Here is an 18318-nt window from a genome sequence, read left to right on the forward strand (position 1 = left end):
ACTGGGAGGTTCCACTGAGGGTGCCTTTCTACTAGGGAAGATGGAAACATACTACATGCTTAACCCCCATTTCAGCCATTTTGTTCCCCGCCTATTAGGGTTTTATCCATGACTGAACCCTTCGGGCTGTATATCCACGTTCCCTTCTGCGCCACTCGCTGCGGGTATTGCGATTTCAATACCTATACTCCGGGCGAGTTGGGCAGCCCGCGCGATCTTACCGGACCCTATCTGGATGCCTTGGACCGCGAGCTGGAGCTGGCGGCCGCGCGCGTAGGCAGCCCGGCCGAGACCGTCTTCATCGGCGGCGGCACGCCTTCCTTGCTGGGCGGGCAGGGGCTGACCCGGATCCTCAATACCGTCCGCTCCACCTTCGGCTTGGCGCCAGGGGCGGAGGTCACCACAGAATCCAACCCGGAGTCCACCTCACCGGAGTATTTTGCCCAGCTTGCCGATGCCGGCTATACCCGCATCAGCCTCGGCATGCAGTCAGCGTCCCCGGGCGTTCTCCAAGTTCTCGAGCGCGCCCACACACCCGGCCGCGCCTTTGCCGCCGCCCGCGAGGCCCGCGCCGCCGGCTTCGAGCATGTCAACCTCGACATGATCTATGGCACGCCCACTGAAACCGATGACAATGTGCGCGAGACGCTCGACCGCGTGCTAGAAACCGGCGTAGACCACGTCAGTGCTTATTCGCTCATCGTGGAAGACGGCACCCGCATGGCGCGCAAGGTCAATAAAGGTATCCTGCCCGCCCCCGATGAGGACGTGCTGGCACGGCGCTATGAGATGATTTCCTCCACCCTCGAGGCAGAAGGCTTCGAGTGGTACGAGGTCTCCAACTGGTCTAAGCCCGGCGGCGAGTGCGAGCACAACCGCATCTACTGGGTAGACGGCAATTGGTGGGGTGCAGGCCCAGGCGCCCACTCGCATTTGGGCAACGAGCGCTTTTTTAACGTCAAGCACCCCTCGCGCTATATCGATGCCCTCGGCCGCGACGAGCTGCCTATCAAAGAAACCGAGACGCTTACCGACGCCGACCGGCACATGGAGAAAATCATGCTCGGCCTGCGCCTGCGCGAGGGCATCCCGGAGGCCTGGCTCGATGCCCACGCCGCGCCCGCCCTCGAACGCTTTATCGGCCGCGGCCTGCTCGAGCGCGCTGGCGATCGCGTACGCATCACGAAGCCCGGCCGCCTGCTGGCCGATGGCATCATCACCGATCTCCTCGTCGCCGAAGAAACCTAATCCTCCTCCCGTCTAAACTTGAAAGCACGTGAAATAGCCAAGCGAATAGGAGCGCCATAGTGTCTACCTCAACCGATGCCCGCCGCAAGGAAGTCCTGCGCGCCATCGTGGCGGACTATATTGCCTCCCAGGAGCCGGTTGGTTCTAAGTCGCTCTTGGAGCGCTACCAGCTGGGAGTTTCCTCGGCCACCATCCGCAATGACATGGCCGTGCTCGAATCTCAGGGCCTTATCTCCCAGCAGCACGCCAGCTCCGGCCGCGTGCCCACCCAGCAGGGCTACCGCCACTTTGTGGACTCCCTCCACGAGGTCAAGCCGCTGTCGGCCCCGGAGCGCCGCGCGATGCTCAACTTCTTGGAAGGCGGCGTCGACTTGGAGGACGTGCTGCGCCGCTCGGTGCAGCTACTGGCGCAGGTGACTAAGCAGGCGGCCGTCGTCCAGCTGCCCAATCTCAAGGTCTCGCGCGTCAAGCACTGCGAGGTCGTGGCGCTGTCCCCGGTGCGCCTGCTGCTGGTGCTTATCACCGATAACGGCCGCGTGGACCAGCGCAATGTGGAGCTCGATGAAATCATCGACCAGGACCAGACCTTCCGCCTGCGCGACATCGTCAATAGCGCGCTAGTGGGCAAGACGCTTACCGACGCCTCCGTGGAGCTCGCCCACCTCGTCGACGACGCCCCCTTGGACATCCGCCACCACGTGCTCAAGGTGGCCACCACGCTTATCGAGACCCTAGTGGAACAGCCCTCCGACCGACTGATTATGGCCGGTGCCTCCAACCTCACGCGCGTGGCGCGCGAGTTTCCGGAAGGCTTGCCCAAGATTATTGAGGCACTAGAAGAGCAGGTCGTCGTCCTCAAGCTGCTTGCCCGCGTGCCCGATCTAGGCAACGTCTCCGTAGTCATCGGCGAGGAAAACGAGGAAGACCAGCTGCGCCAAGCCTCCGTGGTGGCCACGGGCTACGGACTGGGCACGGGCGATGAGGTGGCCACGCTGGGCGGCCTTGGCGTAGTGGGGCCTACCTTTATGGATTACTCGGGAACAATTTCTAAGGTCTCTGCCGTTGCACGGTATGTGAGCGAAATTTTGGCCGGCGAGCAGTGCGAGTAAACTGGCTGGCCGCGCATTATTTTTCAAGTTAACCCCAACAAGACGAATGAGAAGGAATATCTCTTACAGTGGCTCGTGACTATTACGGCATCCTCGGTGTTGATAAAAACGCAACTGACCAGGAGATTAAGAAGGCCTACCGCAAAATGGCCCGCAAGTATCACCCGGACCTGAACCCGGATGATGAAGCCGCCGCGGAAAAGTTCCGCGATGCCGCGCTGGCCCAGGAGGTCCTGCTGGATCCGCAAAAGCGCCAGATCGTGGACATGGGCGGCGACCCCATGGAACAGGGTGGCGGCGGTGCCGGCGCCGGTGGCTTTGGCGGCTTCGGTGGCGGCGGCCTCGGCGATATCTTCGCCGAGTTCTTCGGCGGCGGTGCCGGCGGTTCCCGCGGCCCGAAGTCCCGCGTCCAGCCGGGCAACGATGCCCTGCTGCGCACCCGCATCACCCTGGAGGAGGCCTACACCGGCCTAAAAAAGAAGGTCACCGTGGATACCGCGGTGCTGTGCGATAGCTGTGGCGGCACCGGCTCCGAGTCCAAGGCCAAGCCGGTTACCTGCGATAACTGCAATGGCATGGGCGAAATCCAGGAGATGCAGCGCAGCTTCCTGGGCAACGTCATGACCACCCGCCCGTGCCCGAAGTGCCAGGGCTTTGGCGAGGTCATTACTGATCCGTGCAACCACTGCGCCGGCGATGGCCGCGTGAAGAAGCGCCGCGATATCACCGTGAATATCCCGGCAGGCATCAATGATGGCATGCGCATCCGCATGGCCTCCCAGGGCGAGGTCGGCCACGGCGGCGGCCCAGCCGGCGACCTCTACGTCGAGGTCCACACGGAGGAGCACCCCGTCTTCCAGCGCAATGCCGATGACCTGAACCTCACCGTGCGCGTGCCGATGATTGACGCCGCCTTGGGCACCAACTTCACCATCGACCAGCTCAATGGCGAAGAGCTCACCATCGATATCGAGCCGGGCACCCAGCCGGGCGAGTCCATCAAGGTCGACGGCGCCGGCATGCCGCGCCTGCGCACCGATGGCTACGGCAACCTCTTTGCCCACGTGGACGTCGTTGTGCCCAAGGACCTGGACCGCAAGACCCGCGAGTCCCTGGAGAAGATCCGCAACTCCCGCGACGAGGGCGCGCGCGTGCGCACCACCGGCGACGGCCAAGAGGAATCCTTCTTCAGCCGCATCCGCGATAAGTTCCGCCGCTAATGTCGCTGCCCGTCTTCATCCACCCGGACCTTTCCGCCGCGCGCACCGGCGAGGCCTTCAGTTTTTCCGGCCCGGAGGCCCGCCATGCCGTCACGGTCAAGCGCATGGGGGAGGGCGAGCGCCTCGAGCTTATCGACGGCACCGGTACCCGCCTCACCCTCACCATCACCGCTACCTCGGGCAAGGACTCCCTGGAGGGCACGGTCGACTCCATCGACACCGCGCCCGATCCCACCCCGCGGGTGAGCGTGGTGCAGGCCATCCCGAAATCCGAGCGTGCCGAGCTCGCAGTGGATCTTGGCACCCAGGCCGGCGCGGATGAGATTATCGCCTGGCAGGCGGATCGCTGCGTGGCTAAATGGGATGGTAAGAAGGCGCCGAAGGCGGTGGCCAAATGGCAGGCGGCCGCCGATTCCGCGGCCAAACAATCCCGCCGCGCCCGCATCCCACAGGTGCGCGGCCCGCTGACCACCCCGCAGCTCGCTCAAGAGCTCACCAGTGGCCGCGACGGCGCTTCCTCCACCGCACCCACCGTGCTCGTGTTGCACGAAGAGGCTACCGCCTCCATCAAGGACGTGCCGCTCACAGAGGATGTCGTCCTGCTCGTCGGTCCCGAGGGCGGCATTGGCGACGCCGAGCTCGATCGCCTCAAGGCAGCTGGCGCCACACCCATCAAGCTCGGCCCGGAAGTGCTGCGCACGGCGAGTGCGGCAATGGTGGCGCTCGCGGCAATCGGCATGCGCACCGAGCGTTGGTAGCAGGCGCTGGTAGCCTAAAGCACGTGCCTATCATCACGAAGAAATGTGAGCTAGATTCCGCCTACGTCAGCAGCGTGCTGGGTAGTGCGGACGATAACCTGCGCGTGCTCAATAACCGCCTGGATGCGGACCTGTTTGCCCGCGGTAATGTCGTCACCGTCACCGGTCCGGATTATGAGGTTGCCCGCGCCGCCAAGATCCTCGATGAGCTCGAGGCCATCGCCCGCCGCGGCCACGCCGTATCCACCGATACGGTCAAGCACACCATGGACATGGTGGCCGTGGAGGCGCCGCAGTCGGTGTCGGCGGCGTTGGCGGCGGACATCGTTAAGCGCCGCGGCAAGGCCGTCCGCCCGAAGACGGTGGGGCAGTCTGAATACGTGCAGGCCATCGACGATAATACGGTAGTTTTCGGTATCGGCCCGGCCGGTTCCGGCAAGACCTACCTGGCGGTGGCCAAGGCCGTGCAGGCCCTGCAAACCAAGCAGGTCTCGCGCATTATCCTCACCCGCCCGGCCGTGGAGGCAGGGGAGAAGCTCGGCTTCTTGCCGGGCACGCTCAATGACAAGATTGACCCGTACCTGCGCCCGCTGTACGACGCCCTGCGGGACATGCTCGACCCGGAGATGATTCCTAAGCTCATGGAAGCCGGCATCATCGAGGTCGCCCCGCTGGCCTATATGCGCGGCCGCACTTTGAACGATGCCTTCGTCATCCTTGATGAGGCCCAAAACACCACGCTTGCGCAGATGAAGATGTTCCTCACCCGTCTGGGCTTTGGTTCCAAGATTGTGGTCACCGGCGATGTCTCCCAGGTAGACCTCCCGCACGGCCAGGTCTCGGGCCTGCGCATCGTGCGCCGCATCCTGCGCAACGTGGATGATATCCACTTCGCTGATTTGGGCTCTAAGGACGTGGTGCGCCACCAGCTGGTCGGGCGCATCGTCAATGCGTACGAGACCTTTGATAATAAGAAAGCCGCTGAATACGAGGGAATGGAATGAGTATCGAGTTTCTCAATGAATCCGGCTTCGAAGGCGTCAACGAGGAGATGCTGATTGACGTCGCCTCTTATGCCTTCGGCGCCATGGACATCAACCCCGATGCCGAGTGCACCATCACCTGTGTGGATCTGAAGACCATTGAGGATCTGCACGTGCGCTGGATGGATCTGGAAGGCCCCACCGATGTCATGAGCTTCCCCATGGATGAGCTCACCCCCGGCGCCATCGCCGGTGGCGGCCGCCCCGATGCCGCCGACCCAGGCCCGGCCATGCTGGGCGATATCGTCCTGTGCCCCGAGTTTGCCCTGCGCCAGGCGGAGGCCGCCGGCCACTCCCTCGGCCACGAGCTGGCCTTGCTTACCGTCCATGGTTGCCTGCACCTGCTGGGCTATGACCACTCCACTCCGGCCGAGGAGAAGGAAATGTTCGGCCGCCAAAACGAGCTGCTCGCGGATTGGTACGACGATGCAGCCGAGCGTGGTGTTTCCTATCAGCCCAAGCCTTCTGGCCCGAAGGCTTTTCCTGACGCCGCCGAGCGCGCCAATCTAGACAAGCAGGTTCCCGGCGGCGGAATCCCTGCGGTGGGCGAGCCACAAGATCGCCCGGAAGAATAATTTTTGTCTTTTCCTTGGTGAGCGCGCGGGCAGCGTAGCACAATGGATAGCTATGACTATCCTTTCCATCCAGTCCCACGTCACCTACGGCCACGTTGGCAACTCCGCGGCCGTCTTTCCCTTGCAGCGCGCTGGCCATGAGGTATGGCCGGTTCACACGGTGAATTTCTCCAACCACACCGGCTACGGCGACTGGGGCGGACCGATGATTCCCGCCAGCGACGTCACTTCCATCATCGACGGCATTGAGAAGCGCGGCGCCTTCCCGCAGATCGACGCCATCCTTTCTGGCTACCAGGGAGGCGCCGACATTGCCGACGCCATCGTGGAAACCGTCCGCCGCATCAAGGCCGCCAACCCCAAGGCCCTCTACGCCTGTGATCCGGTGATGGGTAATGCTAAGTCCGGCTGCTTTGTCTCCGATGAGATTCCGCCGCTTTTGCGCGACCGCGTCGTTCCCGTCGCCGATATCATCACCCCCAACCAGTTTGAGTTGGGCTACCTCACCGATTCCGAGGTGGGCACCCTTGAGCAAACCCTCGACGCAGTGAAGAAGGCGCAGGAAATCGGTCCGAAGACCGTTTTGGTTACCTCCGTTAGGCGCCCCGAGACTGCCGACGACCAGATTGAGATGCTCGCCGTCGACGGCGACCGCGCCTTCCTTGTGTCCACGCCCCTGCTGCCGTTCAAGCGCAACGGCTCCGGCGACGTCACCGCCGCCCTGTTTACCGGCCACTACACCGAGACCAGCGACGTCAAGGAATCCCTGCGCCGCACCGCCTCCTCCGTGTATGACCTGCTGGAAAACACCTACGAGGCTGAGACTGCCGAGCTCCAGCTCATCCAGTCCCAGGACGTATTTGCACACCCGCGCATGCAATTCGACGCCGAGGAGCTTTAATTCACGCTTGGGCCTAATCCGCTAGGTCTATCAAGTGTCGGCCGAGCTGAGTAAACCTTCCCCTCAGTTCGGCTCTCTTATTTCATCAAAGGCGGCTCACGATGAGTCTCATATACGAGACTACTTCTCAGGGCGAATAGTGTGACGTACTACCAAAACGCCAGTAATATGGCTCCCGTCACATCATCTACTTTGCGATAGGAGTCCACCATGTCCAGCACCGGCAGCATCAGCGCATCCCCCGACGGCCTGTTGATGGCCCTCATGCAGTACCCCGTTCCCGTGGTCAATACCCCGGAAGACGTCCAAGCCAGTGTAGACGAAATCTGCCGCATGGTGGGTTCCACCAAGGCGGGCTACCCGGACCTCGACCTTATTGTCTTCCCGGAATATTCATCCTCCGGTCTCAACACCAAGATTTGGTCCTATGATGAATTCCTCATCGGCCTCGATGACCCCAAGGTGGAACAGTTCAAGCAGGCCTGCAAGGACAATGATGTCTGGGGCGTCTTTTCCATCATGGAGCCAAACCATGAGGAAGGAAAGCCGCCCTTTAATACCGCCATCATCATCAACTCCGACGGTGAAATCGCCTTGCACTACCGCAAGCTGCAGCCATGGACTCCCATCGAGCCTTGGTACCCGGGCGATTTGGGCATGCCGGTTTGCGACGGCCCGAAGGGCTCCAAGCTCGCTGTAAACATTTGCCACGACGGCATGTTCCCTGAGCTCGCACGCGAGGCTGCATACAAGGGCGCCAACGTCTATATCCGCATCTCTGGCTACTCCACACAGACCCAGGATCAGTGGATCATGACCAATAAGACGAATGCCTTCCAGAACCTGATGTACACCGCATCCGTAAACTTGGCTGGCTACGACAACACCTTCTACTACTTCGGTGAGGGCAACGTTTGCAATTACGACGGCCACATGATTTCTGAGGGCCACCGCAATCCCGGCGAGATCGTCACCGCCGAAATCTTCCCAGAGTTGGCTGATAAGGCCCGCATCAATTGGGGCCTAGAAAACAACATCTTCAACTTGGGCAATCGCGGATACGTGGGCTACCCCGGCGGCAAGACCGACAACTATCTCACCTGGGTCGAGGACTTGGCCAAGGGCGAGTACAAGCTGCCGTGGGCTGACGACGTCCGCATCAAGGACGGCTGGAAGTACTACCCGGACGGCCCGCAGCTCGGCCCCCTGCCGGACGAGTTTAAGTAAGCTCCGATAATCGACCACCAAGGCCCTGCACCCATCTTTACGGGCGCAGGGCCTTGACGTTGCTTAACGCTCTGCCTTCTGTCTGTTAATACTCGTAGCCTTCAACCGCACCCGTATCCGAATCGGCTGGCGCATCCGTAACCGCGCCAGACTCTGGTGCGTATCCTGTATCAATATCGCCGTAGTTATCGGGATAGTCTGAATCGGAAGGCGGAAGACCTCCGTTGCACAGCTCGGCCCATTCCTCGGGGTATTTATATCGCCCGTCTTGACCACCGCAGACCTCTTCAGCGCGTACGGAACGCCGGTGGGATGGTGTATCGCATAGTTCTGTAGGCCTTTCGGTGCCGTCAGAAAATGTACCCAGAATGGTCAAGTTCCCCGGATCGCAATACAGCAACTCCGGCTCCGCGGCCGCAGCCTGGGGTTGGGTCTCCGGTTCAGGGGCAATGCTTTCTTCAGGTTCTTCGGTTTCGGTTTCTTCGCTGCTGGTCGTGGTGGAAGAGGTGGTGCTCGAAGAACTAGTAGCGCTCGAAGTAGAGGTAGCTGAAGAACTAGTACTCGTCTCGGCGGGTGGCTCGGAATCAGGCGAGGAGCATGCGGAAAGGATGAGAGTAAGGGTAGCGCCCAGAAGTAGGGCAGGGGATTTGCGGGACATGAGGGGCCTTTCGGAGAGTTAGCGCGGTATGCGCTGGGGAGAAGAGGTTTCTCCATAGATTAATCCTTTGCCGTGTCACCGGTGCGAATTGGCTGCGAACTAATCGGAGATCTTGACTCCGTGGGCTATTATTGCGGGTAATGAGTTCTGATTTTGATGCACAGTTTGATGCGGCATTCGAGGGCTTGCCAGAAGACCCCGATGATGCCGTGCCGGAAGGCGCCGAGAATACGGCAGCCCCGCTTGATTATTCGCAATACACCGATACCCCGGAGGGATTCCGTTCGGGCTTCGTATCCTTCGTAGGGCGCCCGAATACCGGCAAGTCCACGCTGACTAATGCCCTGGTGGGGCAGAAGATTGCGATTACCGCAGACCAGCCGGAGACCACCCGCCACACCATCCGCGGCTTGGTACACCGCGATGATGCCCAGGTCATCGTCGTGGATACACCGGGCCTGCACCGCCCACGCACCCTACTGGGCGAGCGCCTCAACGAGGTAGTCAAAGACACCTATGCCGATGTGGATGTAATCGGCCTGACCATCCCGGCCGATGAAAAGATTGGCCCGGGTGACCGCTGGATCCTGGAAAACGTGCGCAGCATCGCGCCAAAGACCCCGATCATCGGTATCGTCACCAAACTGGATAAGGCCAGCAAAGATCAGGTTGGCGCGCAGCTGCTGGCCCTGCACGAGCTGCTCTCCCAGGATGACCCGAATGCGGTAGTCATCCCGGTTTCCTCCAAAGAGGGCGTGCAACTGGATGAGCTGGTGCAGGTCATCGTGGATCACCTGCCGGAAGGCCCGAAGTTCTACCCGGATGACCACATCACCGATGAGGGCCAGGAGAAGCGCATCGAGGAACTCATTCGTGAGGCCGCCCTGTCCGGCTTGAAAGCGGAGCTGCCGCACTCGGTGGCGGTGCAGGTTGATGAGATGTTGCCGTCGCGCACCCGCGAGGGTGTGCTGGATATCCATGCCATTTTGTACCTAGAGCGTCCCGGCCAAAAGCGCATTATTGAGGGCAAAGATGGCCTGCGCTTCCGTCGCATTGTGGGCAATGCCCGCAAGGAGATCATCGAGCTGCTCGGCCACAATGTGTACCTTGATCTGCGCATCAAGGTGCTGAAGAATTGGCAGTCTGACCCGAAGTCGCTGGGTAGGCTCGGGTTCTAGACCACTATGCGCGAGAACTATCGTGACCGCGCAGTGGTCATCCGCACCTATGACTTTGGTGAGGCCGATCGCGTCATCGTCCTGCTCACCCGCGATCATGGCCTCGTGCGCGCGGTGGCCAAGGGCGTGCGCCGGGCAAAGTCGCGCTTCGGGTCGCGCCTGCAGCTCTTCGTCAACCTCGATGTTCAGCTGTATGTGGGCAAGAACCTGGCCACCATTTCCCAGGCGGATACGGTCGACTATTTTGGCGCGCGCCTCATCGAGGACTATGAGCGCTACACGGCCGCGTGCGCGGTGTTGGAATCGGCCGAGCGCCTTGCGTTTGCCGACGCCGCCCATGACCCCTACCTCTACGAATCCGTCACCGCGACCTTGGAGCAGCTCCAGACCGCGGACCCGACCATGACTCTGGATGCCTTCTTGCTGCAGGCGATGGCGCATGCCGGTTGGGCGCCGAGCCTGTTCAACTGCGCCCAGTGCAACCGGCCTGGCCCGCACCACGCCTTCCACCCGGCGGTAGGCGGTGCGGCGTGCCACGAATGTCGGCCGCCGGGCGCGGCCGAAGTGGACCCGGAAACCCTGCATCACCTGTGGCTTTTGGCGCATAACCACCCGACGAACCCGACGAATGCGCAGAAGCAGGAGGGGCATCGTCTAGCGCGGGCGCACCTGCAGTGGCACATGGAGCGCAATGTTTCCGCATTGCAGGTTATGGAGCAGTAGAATATAGCCCGTGATTACGCCAGACCCGAACCGCACTTTGACCCCGCCGAATATCCCGGATGAGTTCATGCCGCGCCATATTGCGCTGGTCATGGACGGCAACGGCCGCTGGGCCCAGGAGAAAGGCATGAAGCGCACCGAGGGGCATAGGCGCGGAGAAGCCGTGCTTCTTGACGTCGTCGATGCCTGCCTTGCCGCCGGCGTTCCCTACCTTTCGGCCTATGCCTTTTCCACGGAGAATTGGCGCCGCAGCCCGGAGGAAGTCCGCTTCCTTATGGGCTTTAACCGCGACGTGCTGCGCCGCCAGCGTGAGTGGCTCAATGAGCGTGGCGTGCGCGTGGTGTGGGCCGGCCGCCGCCCGCGCTTGTGGCGCTCGGTTATTAAGGAGCTCGAGGCCGCCCAGGAGCTGACCAAGGACAATACCAAGATGACCCTGGCCATGTGCGTCAACTACGGCGGTAGGGCAGAACTGGTGGATGGCTTTAGGGACATCGCCAAGCAGGTTGCCGCGGGCGAGCTTAACCCGCGCGATATCAAGGAAGAAACCATCGCGCAGCACCTCTATGACCCGAGCATGCCGGACGTGGATCTCTTCCTGCGCCCGTCTGGTGAGAAGCGCACCTCTAACTTCCTGCTGTGGCAGTCCGCCTACGCGGAGATGATTTACCAGGACAAGCTCTTCCCGGACTTTACGCCGGAGGATCTCTTCGCCGCCATCGAGGAATACGCGCGGCGCGACCGCCGCTTCGGCGGCGTGAAGAAGTAGCGCGCAGTGCCGAAGTGCTGCGCGGCTACTTTTCGGGGATGAATATGTCCTCGATGTGGCAGGAAAAGTGGCGCGCGATCTGGAACGCGAGGGGGAGCGAAGGATCGTAGCGCCCTTTTTCAATACTGATGACCGTTTGGCGCGAGACACCTAGCTCTGTAGCCAAGCCCTGCTGCGAGAGACCTTGGCTCTCGCGAATCTCTTTTAGCCGGTTGTCCATGGCTTAGCTCGCCGCCCGCTTGTGGGCAAAGTAGCTAATGCCAAAGGTGCAGCTGACAAATACTCCCAAGATGATGGTGAGCATGGTGCCGGAAACTTGGAACTCCCAAAAAGAGGAGACAACGCCTAGGCCGCCGATGCCAAAGAGCATGGCGTGCAGGGTGTTTTCGGAAGCCTGCGAATACCAATGGGATTCGATCGAATTTTCCGGTTCGGGTGTTGCCCCGCGGATGGTGGACCGATCCACCATAAAAAGCCAGCTAGCGGAGATAGCAACAGGCAGGAGGCACAACGAGTACACGGTAAACGCTAGCCACGGCGAATCTTCGTGTACGAACGCGGCCACGATGGCACCGGCTGCCGCCGCAAGGGCCGCGCCTGCAGCAACGGACAAAGTTATGAGCTTGGCTTGTGAGCCGCCAAACTTGGGGCGGCCAAAGCGAGTGGTCTGCATGGAAACCTCCTGTAGCAACGGTTTGTAAAGTGTGCTTGACACACACTATATGTCAAGGGTCCTTTACTGTAAAGGAGGCTTTACTATCGCGGCAGTTGCTAAAGAAAAACCTCAGGCTCCGGAAGTTGGAGTCTGAGGTTAGGGGAGAGGCGGCTTCGCAAGGAAGCGCGAGCGCGATTAGGCAGAGGCGGCGCAGTCGCTGCAGATGCCAAAGACCTCGGCATCGTGGCCGGTGAGCTCGAAGCCGTACTCCTTGGCCACGGAGGTGGCCCATTTTTCAATGGGGCCGCCATCGATTTCCTCGGTGCGGCCGCACTTGGTGCATACCAAGTGGTGGTGATGGGCGTCGGTATCGCAATGGCGGTACAGGGTTTCGCCATTGGGCATGTGGAGGGCGTCCACCGCATCAATATCGGTTAGGGACTGCAGGGTGCGGTACACGGTGGTCAGGCCCACCTTTTCCTCACGCTCTTGGAGCTCGTGGTAGATCTCCTTGGCGGAGGCGAATTTCTCCATTTCCCGCAGTACCTCAACGACTGCGGTGCGCTGCTTGGTATTGCGCGCGCCTAGTTTGGGAATACTGTCGTGTAAAGCCATGCCCTCAATATTATCAGTGCTTTTTCAATAACTGCACAGTCAGGCGGCTTTTTATGCAGGGAGGGAGGGGTTAGGAGGCGATCTTGGCGGCGTCGGCAAGCAGGTCCAAAACCTGCGGCGCAATGAGTGAGTAGGTTACCTCGCGGCCGCTGCGCTCGGAGTCCACGATGCCTGCCTGCTTGAGCACGCGCAGGTGCTGGCTGATAAGTGGTTGGGACTTGCCGGTGGCCTTGACCAGCTCGTGGACAAAGTGATCGCGCTCGGCCAGGCGAGAGATGATTGCGATGCGTAGGGGCGAATCGAGGGCAGCGATCACGCCGGCAGCCGCAGAAGTATTTGGGGCCTTGTAAGTGGTCGTCATAGGGAATGTCACCTTCAATTAAATACCTATTACCTGTCGGTTACTCTTATATTACCCGATGCGTTCAATAACTCGTATATATTTCAAATTAAATTCATGCCCCAATCCCACCGCCAGGAAGCGCTTCGGGTTAGACTGAACGAGATTGTCAAGACTGTCCCCTACCAGAGGAGTCCGAAAACTTATGGCATCCGTCATCGATACCGTTGTGAACCTGTGTAAGCGCCGCGGCTTGGTCTACCAGGCAGGTGAAATTTACGGCGGTTCCCGCTCCGCGTGGGATTACGGCCCTCTTGGTGTAGAGCTCAAGGAAAACATCAAGCGCCAGTGGTGGCGCCACATGGTGCAGTCCCGCGCTGACGTCGTGGGCGTGGACACCTCCGTCATCCAGCCGCGCCAGGTCTGGGTATCCTCCGGCCACGTCGAGGTTTTCTCTGACCCGCTGGTGGAATCCCGCCACACCGGCAAGCGCTACCGCGCGGACCACCTGATTGAGGCCTACGAGGAAAAGCACGGCCACGAGCCAGAAAACGGCCTGGCAGACATCAATGACCCAGAGACCGGCCAGCCGGGCGACTGGACCGAGCCGAAGGCCTTCTCCGGCCTGCTCAAGACCTTCCTCGGCCCGGTGGACGACGAGCAGGGCCTGCACTACCTGCGCCCGGAGACCGCACAGGGCATCTTCGTCAACTTCAAGAATGTGATGACCTCCTCGCGCATGAAGCCGCCGTTTGGCATCGCGAACATCGGCAAGTCCTTCCGTAACGAGATCACCCCGGGCAACTTCATCTTCCGTACCCGCGAGTTCGAGCAGATGGAAATGGAGTTCTTCGTCAAGCCGGGCGAGGACGAAGAGTGGCACCAGTACTGGATTGATGACCGCTACAACTGGTATGTGGACCTGGGCATCAAGGAAGAAAACCTGCGCCTGTACGAGCACCCGAAGGAAAAGCTCTCCCACTACTCCAAGCGCACCGTGGACGTGGAGTACGCCTTTGGCTTCAAGGGCTCCAAGTGGGGCGAGCTGGAAGGCGTGGCCAACCGCACGGACTATGACCTGTCCGTCCACGCCAAGGGCTCGGGCGAGGACCTGTCCTACTATGACCAGGCCAACGAGGAGCGCTGGATCCCGTACGTTATTGAGCCGGCCGCCGGCCTGGGCCGTTCCATGATGGCCTTCCTGGTGGACGCCTACGACGAGGAAGAGGCTCCGAACGCCAAAGGCGGCACCGATAAGCGCGTGGTCCTGCGCCTGGACCGCCGCCTGGCACCGATCAAGGTGGCCGTACTGCCGCTGTCCAAGAAAGAAGAGCTCTCCGAGCCCGCCCGCAAGCTGGCCGATAAGCTGCGCGCACACTGGAACGTGGACTTTGACGTCTCCGGCGCCATCGGCCGCCGCTACCGCCGCCAGGATGAGATCGGCACCCCGTTCTGCGTCACCTTCGACTTCGACACCCTCGAGGACGATGCCGTGACCGTGCGCGAGCGCGACACCATGGAGCAGGAGCGCGTGAAGCTCGATGACCTCGAGGCTTACCTCGCTGCCCGCCTGATTGGGTGCTAGTAATGCATTACACCAGCTGGGATCGCTCCGACCGCGCAAAGCCCGTGCTCTTGGCCGAGGAAGGCCCGGAGCAGCTGGGTGTATTCTCGGAGCATTCCGCGGAGGTGGATGGCCACTTCTGGCGCACCGAGGTCAGTGACCTTGGCGCTTCTGCCACGCTTGCCGACGGCTCCATTTACCGCCTTGCCGGCCGCCCCGGCCGCGACAAGCGCCTGGAGGCATCGCTCAACGGCCGTACCTTCACCTTCATCAACGAAAACAGCGGCGACTGGATCATCGATGACGTCGATGATGAAAAGGTAGGGCAGTTTACCTCCCGCAATTCCGGCGTGCGCAAGTCCATCCTCGAATTCGAGCACGATGCCGAGGGCCTGACCACCGCGGAAATCGCCGGCCTGAGCTGGTTTACCCGCGTCATCCTGGATGCCACCACCCAGGGCAAGGCATGGGCCTGGATTATCACCTTGGTCCTAGCATCCATCGTCGCCCTCGTCGCGCTATTCGTCCTCTAATGACTATCCAGTGGACCTGGCGCGCGGGCGCTCTCACCAACGCCGAGGGGCACGAGCTTGCCTCCGTGCGCGACGGCGTGCTTGCCACCGCGGCCGGCGAGCGCCTCGCCTTAGAATCCTCGCTGGATTCTTCCCCCCCGCGGTTCTTCCTGCGCGCGCAGACCCCGGCGGGCGAGGATTTCTCGGTCACCCAGGCCGGGATTACCGTCACCCGGCTGCGCGCGACCTGCGCTGACCGCGAGTACCTTCTCGATCGCCGCAACCCCTTCCGCCGCGAGCGCCGCATTGTGGCCCGCGTCACCGGCGCCGAGGTTGCCAGCACCGCGCCGGCCGGAAACGGGCTGCAGGTGAGCGTGGGCGAGCTGCCCGAGCTCGACGCCATCTTCTTGAGCTACGCCTGCGCGCTTCTCGACGCCACCCCGCGCACCCTGCGCACCTAGCCCTGCGCCGGGGAGAGCCGGGAGCCGGGCCACCCGCGCGCGAGCCTAGGGCAGGGCTGCCAGGCCGTGGGTCGGACTGGGCAGGCTAGGCGGAATGGGCGGGCTAGAAGGAGCCGCCGCGGAAGCCGCCTCCGCCGCCTCCGCCGCCAAAGCTTCCTCCACCGAAGCCGCCGCCTCCGAAACCTCCGCCGAAGCCGCGGCCGCCACCGAGCATCTGGCCGATGACCACGCCGGTGACGATGTTATTGGCAGCATTGCCCATCTGCTGGCGCTGCTGGCGGCGGCGGTGCTCGTCGATGTCATTCTTGGCGCGCTGCAGCGCCGCCTGGGCTGCGGCCACCGCTTCGCGGGAGGACTGCAGCGCGGCGCGGATATCGCTGCGCTCGGTGTGGAGGGCTTGGGCGTGGAGACGTTTGGCGTCGGCAAGCGCGGTGCGCGCACCCGAGCCGATGATGCGACCGCGGGAGGAAATGAGGTCTTCTGCGGCCTGGATATTGGATTCCGCCACGGAAATCTGCTGGCGGAAGAGGTCTAGCTGGCGCGCGTGCGTGGAGGTCTTTTCGCGCACGCGGTCGAGTGCTTCATCCAGCTCGGTATCGATGGAGGTCAGCGCGGTGTGCTGGCCCAGCGGATCCTGCTGGCCTTGGGCCTTGGCCTCGTTGACGGCGGTACCAGCGCGGCCGAGCAGATCCTCGAGCTTGTCCCAATCCGCGGTGGTTCCCTGGGCCTTGCCTTGCCGTTCAAGTTCGCGGGCCTCGTTGATCTCGCCTTCTACCTCGGCGATAAGCGCCTCGAGGTTGCGGCGGGCGGTGGCGATATTCTCCTCGGCGTTTTCCACGCCGGAAATGAGGCGATCCGTCATCTCGCAGGCGTGCTCGATATCGCGAATAAGTCCTACGAGCGGGCCCTGTTGGCCGGCCGGCTGGGCCTGGACCCCGCGGGCCTTGTCGAGCAGCTTTTCGGCCTCATCCAGGGAAGCGGCGGCAAGCTCGGGGTTATCGGCAATGGAGGAGAGCACGTGCTCGTCATAGTTGGACTTCAGGCTGGCCAGCGTTGATTCGGCCTCCGGCAGGCGGGCGCGCAGGCCCACGGTGCGCTGGGTGAGCTCATCCAGCTTTTCATCGGAGTGGATGAGCAGATCGCGCATCTTGGCAAACTCCTCGGCCTGCGCATCGAGGGCATCATCGGCCTGGCCGCAGGAGGAGACGATTTCTACCAGCATCTGGCGGCGCTCGGCCGGGGACTCCGGCACGGCATCATCCAAGCGCTGGCGCAGGTGGAAGGCCTTCTGCAGGGTAGAGTTGGAATGGTTCATGGCCTTGGTAAAGGGGCGCACGCGCTCGGGTCCGAACTCGGAGAGCGCGATATTAAGTTCCTCTTTGCCGCGGCGGATGGACTCATCGGTAGAGACCAACTCCTCCTGGGCCAGCTGGTCCAAAGTCTCCAGCGGGAGGCGGTTTAGCTGATCGGTATCGACCGGGGCGATCTCGCGGGCGGATTCCAGCGTCTGCGCATTATTTTTCTTGGTGTTGCGGCGCGAGTAGTACATGATTCCGCCACCGGCGGCGACGATGGCGGCCGCGCCACCGCCCAGCCACGCCAGGCCAGAGGAGTCGGAGGAATCGGAGGCGGGGGAGTTGCCCAAGGCGGCATCAGCAAGCGCGAGGGCCGAAGCCCCGTACTCGTCGCTGGCCAGCTCGTCATAGGCGGCGTCATACATCTGATCCAACCGGCCCTTGGGCCACGCATCGCCGGTCTGCACACCCATCTTGCGATCATTAATGGAAAGCGCATAGACCGCAGAATTCGGCCCCTTGTCCTTGACAGCCGCTGCGGCAAAGGTTTCCGGATCCGTGCCCAACTCATCGGTGATGTAGACGAAAAGGGTTCGGTGCTCGTCTTTTTGCAGCTGGCCAATCTTCTCCCTGAGCTCGGCCTTTTCTTGGGTGCTTAATACGCCCGCATCATCGGTAACCTTTTCCGTGAGGGTTGCCGTACCGGTGCCCTGCGCCACCGTGGTGGTCTCGGCGGCGAAGGCAGACCCCGCACCGACGGAGGTGCAGCCCAAAATGAAAGCGGCAATGGCCGCGCGGCCCAAACGTGCACTCAAATTCATGCCCACCACTTTACCGGCTCCGCCTAGCCCTCCGGCAGGTAGTGTAGTGGGGCAGTGAAGTACGCAATTGTTTTAGGAACCGCCCAATACGATGGCCGCCCCTCCCGGATCTTGGCCGGCCGCCTGCGCCACGCCGGTGAGCTCGCCACCGCCGAGGGACTGGAGGTCATCACCGTGGGCGGCAAGCTGCCTGGGGATAGGTTTACTGAGGCCGGTGTTGGCCGCAGCTACCTGCGCGAGCACTTCCCGCACCTGACCGTGCACGCGGTGGAGGAGGGGATGGATACCCGCAGCTCCCTCAGCGCGGTCAAGGAAGCCTTCGCGCTTTCCGACGCCACCATCATCACCGATCCCCTCCACCGCCTGCGCACCGCCATCATCGCCCGTCAAGAGGGCATCACAGCCACCGTCTCCGGCACGCCGTACTACCCGGCCGCGCGCTTTTCTAAGCCCTGGTGGCGCTACCTTGCCCACGAAACCGGTGGCGTGGCCTACGCGCTGGTGGCCGGCCTTTTGTCGCCGCGCGGTGCCGCTGCACTGCGCAATGGTTTCTACCGCGTGGAACGGGTGCTGCGCCCGAATCAAAAGCTGCGGCATCAGACGATTCAGCAGGAAGACAACCGCACTTAGGCCACGTTGCTCACCCAAA

21 protein-coding genes are annotated in these 18318 nt (G+C 62.1%); 15 read left to right on the forward strand and 6 right to left on the reverse strand.

Translation table 11 applies throughout. The features are described 5' to 3' along the window. Positions 1-108 precede the first annotated feature (108 nt). From hemW to I6J28_RS05420, 8 genes are all read left to right on the forward strand, one after another. Entirely contained in the window at positions 109-1248 is a 1140-nt protein-coding gene (gene hemW / locus I6J28_RS05385) for a radical SAM family heme chaperone HemW (protein WP_204611244.1), read from the forward strand. A 59-nt stretch (positions 1249-1307) separates the two neighbouring features. Beyond that, complete coding sequence (hrcA, locus tag I6J28_RS05390; protein WP_005324198.1) at positions 1308-2357, forward strand: heat-inducible transcriptional repressor HrcA; 1050 nt, start codon at positions 1308-1310, stop codon at positions 2355-2357. A gap of 68 nt (positions 2358-2425) precedes the next feature. Next, a complete protein-coding gene (gene dnaJ, locus I6J28_RS05395; protein ID WP_204611247.1) occupies positions 2426-3577 on the forward strand; it encodes a molecular chaperone DnaJ in 1152 nt (383 codons plus the stop codon). Further along, positions 3577-4335, forward strand: a complete 759-nt coding sequence (locus I6J28_RS05400; protein ID WP_204611249.1) for a 16S rRNA (uracil(1498)-N(3))-methyltransferase — start codon at positions 3577-3579, stop codon at positions 4333-4335. Before dnaJ ends, I6J28_RS05400 begins: the two co-directional genes overlap by 1 nt. 23 nt (positions 4336-4358) lie before the next feature. Further along, positions 4359-5339 carry a PhoH family protein gene (locus I6J28_RS05405; protein ID WP_204611251.1) on the forward strand — a complete coding sequence of 327 codons (981 nt, stop codon included), beginning with the start codon at positions 4359-4361 and terminating at the stop codon, positions 5337-5339. Continuing rightward, complete coding sequence (gene ybeY, locus I6J28_RS05410) at positions 5336-5953, forward strand: rRNA maturation RNase YbeY (protein ID WP_005326445.1); 618 nt, start codon at positions 5336-5338, stop codon at positions 5951-5953. Before I6J28_RS05405 ends, ybeY begins: the two co-directional genes overlap by 4 nt. A gap of 52 nt (positions 5954-6005) precedes the next feature. After that, complete coding sequence (gene pdxY / locus I6J28_RS05415; protein WP_204611253.1) at positions 6006-6854, forward strand: pyridoxal kinase PdxY; 849 nt, start codon at positions 6006-6008, stop codon at positions 6852-6854. 210 nt (positions 6855-7064) lie between these two features. Beyond that, a complete protein-coding gene (locus tag I6J28_RS05420; RefSeq protein WP_204611254.1) occupies positions 7065-8081 on the forward strand; it encodes a formamidase in 1017 nt (338 codons plus the stop codon). Positions 8082-8166: 85 nt separating this feature from the next. On the opposite strand, the gene I6J28_RS11735 is transcribed toward I6J28_RS05420, so the two are convergent. Continuing rightward, the gene (locus tag I6J28_RS11735; RefSeq protein ID WP_239454664.1) at positions 8167-8739 is read right to left on the reverse strand and encodes a hypothetical protein; all 573 of its coding nucleotides are present in this window, start codon (positions 8737-8739) and stop codon (positions 8167-8169) included. A gap of 140 nt (positions 8740-8879) precedes the next feature. Here I6J28_RS11735 and era point away from each other — a divergent pair, with 140 nt between their 5' ends. From era to I6J28_RS05440, 3 genes are read left to right on the forward strand one after another with little or no spacing between them, the layout of a single operon-like run. After that, complete coding sequence (gene era, locus I6J28_RS05430; protein WP_150851007.1) at positions 8880-9917, forward strand: GTPase Era; 1038 nt, start codon at positions 8880-8882, stop codon at positions 9915-9917. A 6-nt stretch (positions 9918-9923) separates the two neighbouring features. Further along, positions 9924-10640 (forward strand): DNA repair protein RecO, encoded by a 717-nt coding sequence (gene recO, locus I6J28_RS05435; RefSeq protein ID WP_179386829.1) that lies wholly within the window; start codon positions 9924-9926, stop codon positions 10638-10640. Positions 10641-10650: 10 nt separating this feature from the next. Beyond that, entirely contained in the window at positions 10651-11406 is a 756-nt protein-coding gene (locus I6J28_RS05440; protein WP_005326452.1) for an isoprenyl transferase, read from the forward strand. A 25-nt stretch (positions 11407-11431) separates the two neighbouring features. Here the strand turns inward: I6J28_RS05440 and I6J28_RS05445 are convergent, their stop codons facing one another. The 4 genes from I6J28_RS05445 to I6J28_RS05460 all read right to left on the reverse strand — a co-directional run bounded on the left by I6J28_RS05445 (position 11432) and on the right by I6J28_RS05460 (position 13037). Further along, positions 11432-11626, reverse strand: a complete 195-nt coding sequence (locus I6J28_RS05445) for a helix-turn-helix transcriptional regulator (protein ID WP_204611256.1) — start codon at positions 11624-11626, stop codon at positions 11432-11434. A gap of 3 nt (positions 11627-11629) precedes the next feature. Further along, positions 11630-12079, reverse strand: coding sequence for a hypothetical protein (locus I6J28_RS05450; protein WP_204611258.1), 450 nt, complete (start codon positions 12077-12079; stop codon positions 11630-11632). Positions 12080-12256: 177 nt separating this feature from the next. Continuing rightward, complete coding sequence (locus tag I6J28_RS05455; RefSeq protein ID WP_005326453.1) at positions 12257-12676, reverse strand: Fur family transcriptional regulator; 420 nt, start codon at positions 12674-12676, stop codon at positions 12257-12259. Positions 12677-12746: 70 nt separating this feature from the next. Continuing rightward, positions 12747-13037 carry an ArsR/SmtB family transcription factor gene (locus I6J28_RS05460; RefSeq protein ID WP_204611260.1) on the reverse strand — a complete coding sequence of 97 codons (291 nt, stop codon included), beginning with the start codon at positions 13035-13037 and terminating at the stop codon, positions 12747-12749. A 184-nt stretch (positions 13038-13221) separates the two neighbouring features. On the opposite strand from I6J28_RS05460, the gene I6J28_RS05465 reads away from it, so the two are divergent. From I6J28_RS05465 to I6J28_RS05475, 3 genes are read left to right on the forward strand one after another with little or no spacing between them, the layout of a single operon-like run. Then, positions 13222-14601 carry a glycine--tRNA ligase gene (locus I6J28_RS05465; protein WP_005324222.1) on the forward strand — a complete coding sequence of 460 codons (1380 nt, stop codon included), beginning with the start codon at positions 13222-13224 and terminating at the stop codon, positions 14599-14601. A 2-nt stretch (positions 14602-14603) separates the two neighbouring features. Continuing rightward, the gene (locus I6J28_RS05470; RefSeq protein ID WP_204611262.1) at positions 14604-15113 is read left to right on the forward strand and encodes a hypothetical protein; all 510 of its coding nucleotides are present in this window, start codon (positions 14604-14606) and stop codon (positions 15111-15113) included. After that, positions 15113-15553, forward strand: coding sequence for a hypothetical protein (locus I6J28_RS05475; RefSeq protein WP_204611264.1), 441 nt, complete (start codon positions 15113-15115; stop codon positions 15551-15553). Before I6J28_RS05470 ends, I6J28_RS05475 begins: the two co-directional genes overlap by 1 nt. A gap of 103 nt (positions 15554-15656) precedes the next feature. Here I6J28_RS05475 and I6J28_RS05480 read toward each other — a convergent pair whose 3' ends face one another. Further along, positions 15657-17669, reverse strand: coding sequence for a TPM domain-containing protein (locus I6J28_RS05480; RefSeq protein ID WP_204611266.1), 2013 nt, complete (start codon positions 17667-17669; stop codon positions 15657-15659). A gap of 54 nt (positions 17670-17723) precedes the next feature. On the opposite strand from I6J28_RS05480, the gene I6J28_RS05485 reads away from it, so the two are divergent. Then, entirely contained in the window at positions 17724-18299 is a 576-nt protein-coding gene (locus I6J28_RS05485) for a YdcF family protein (protein WP_204611268.1), read from the forward strand. Positions 18300-18318 lie beyond the last annotated feature (19 nt).

Source organism: Corynebacterium tuberculostearicum, assembly GCF_016894265.1.
In the GTDB taxonomy this organism is placed as follows: domain Bacteria; phylum Actinomycetota; class Actinomycetes; order Mycobacteriales; family Mycobacteriaceae; genus Corynebacterium; species Corynebacterium tuberculostearicum_D.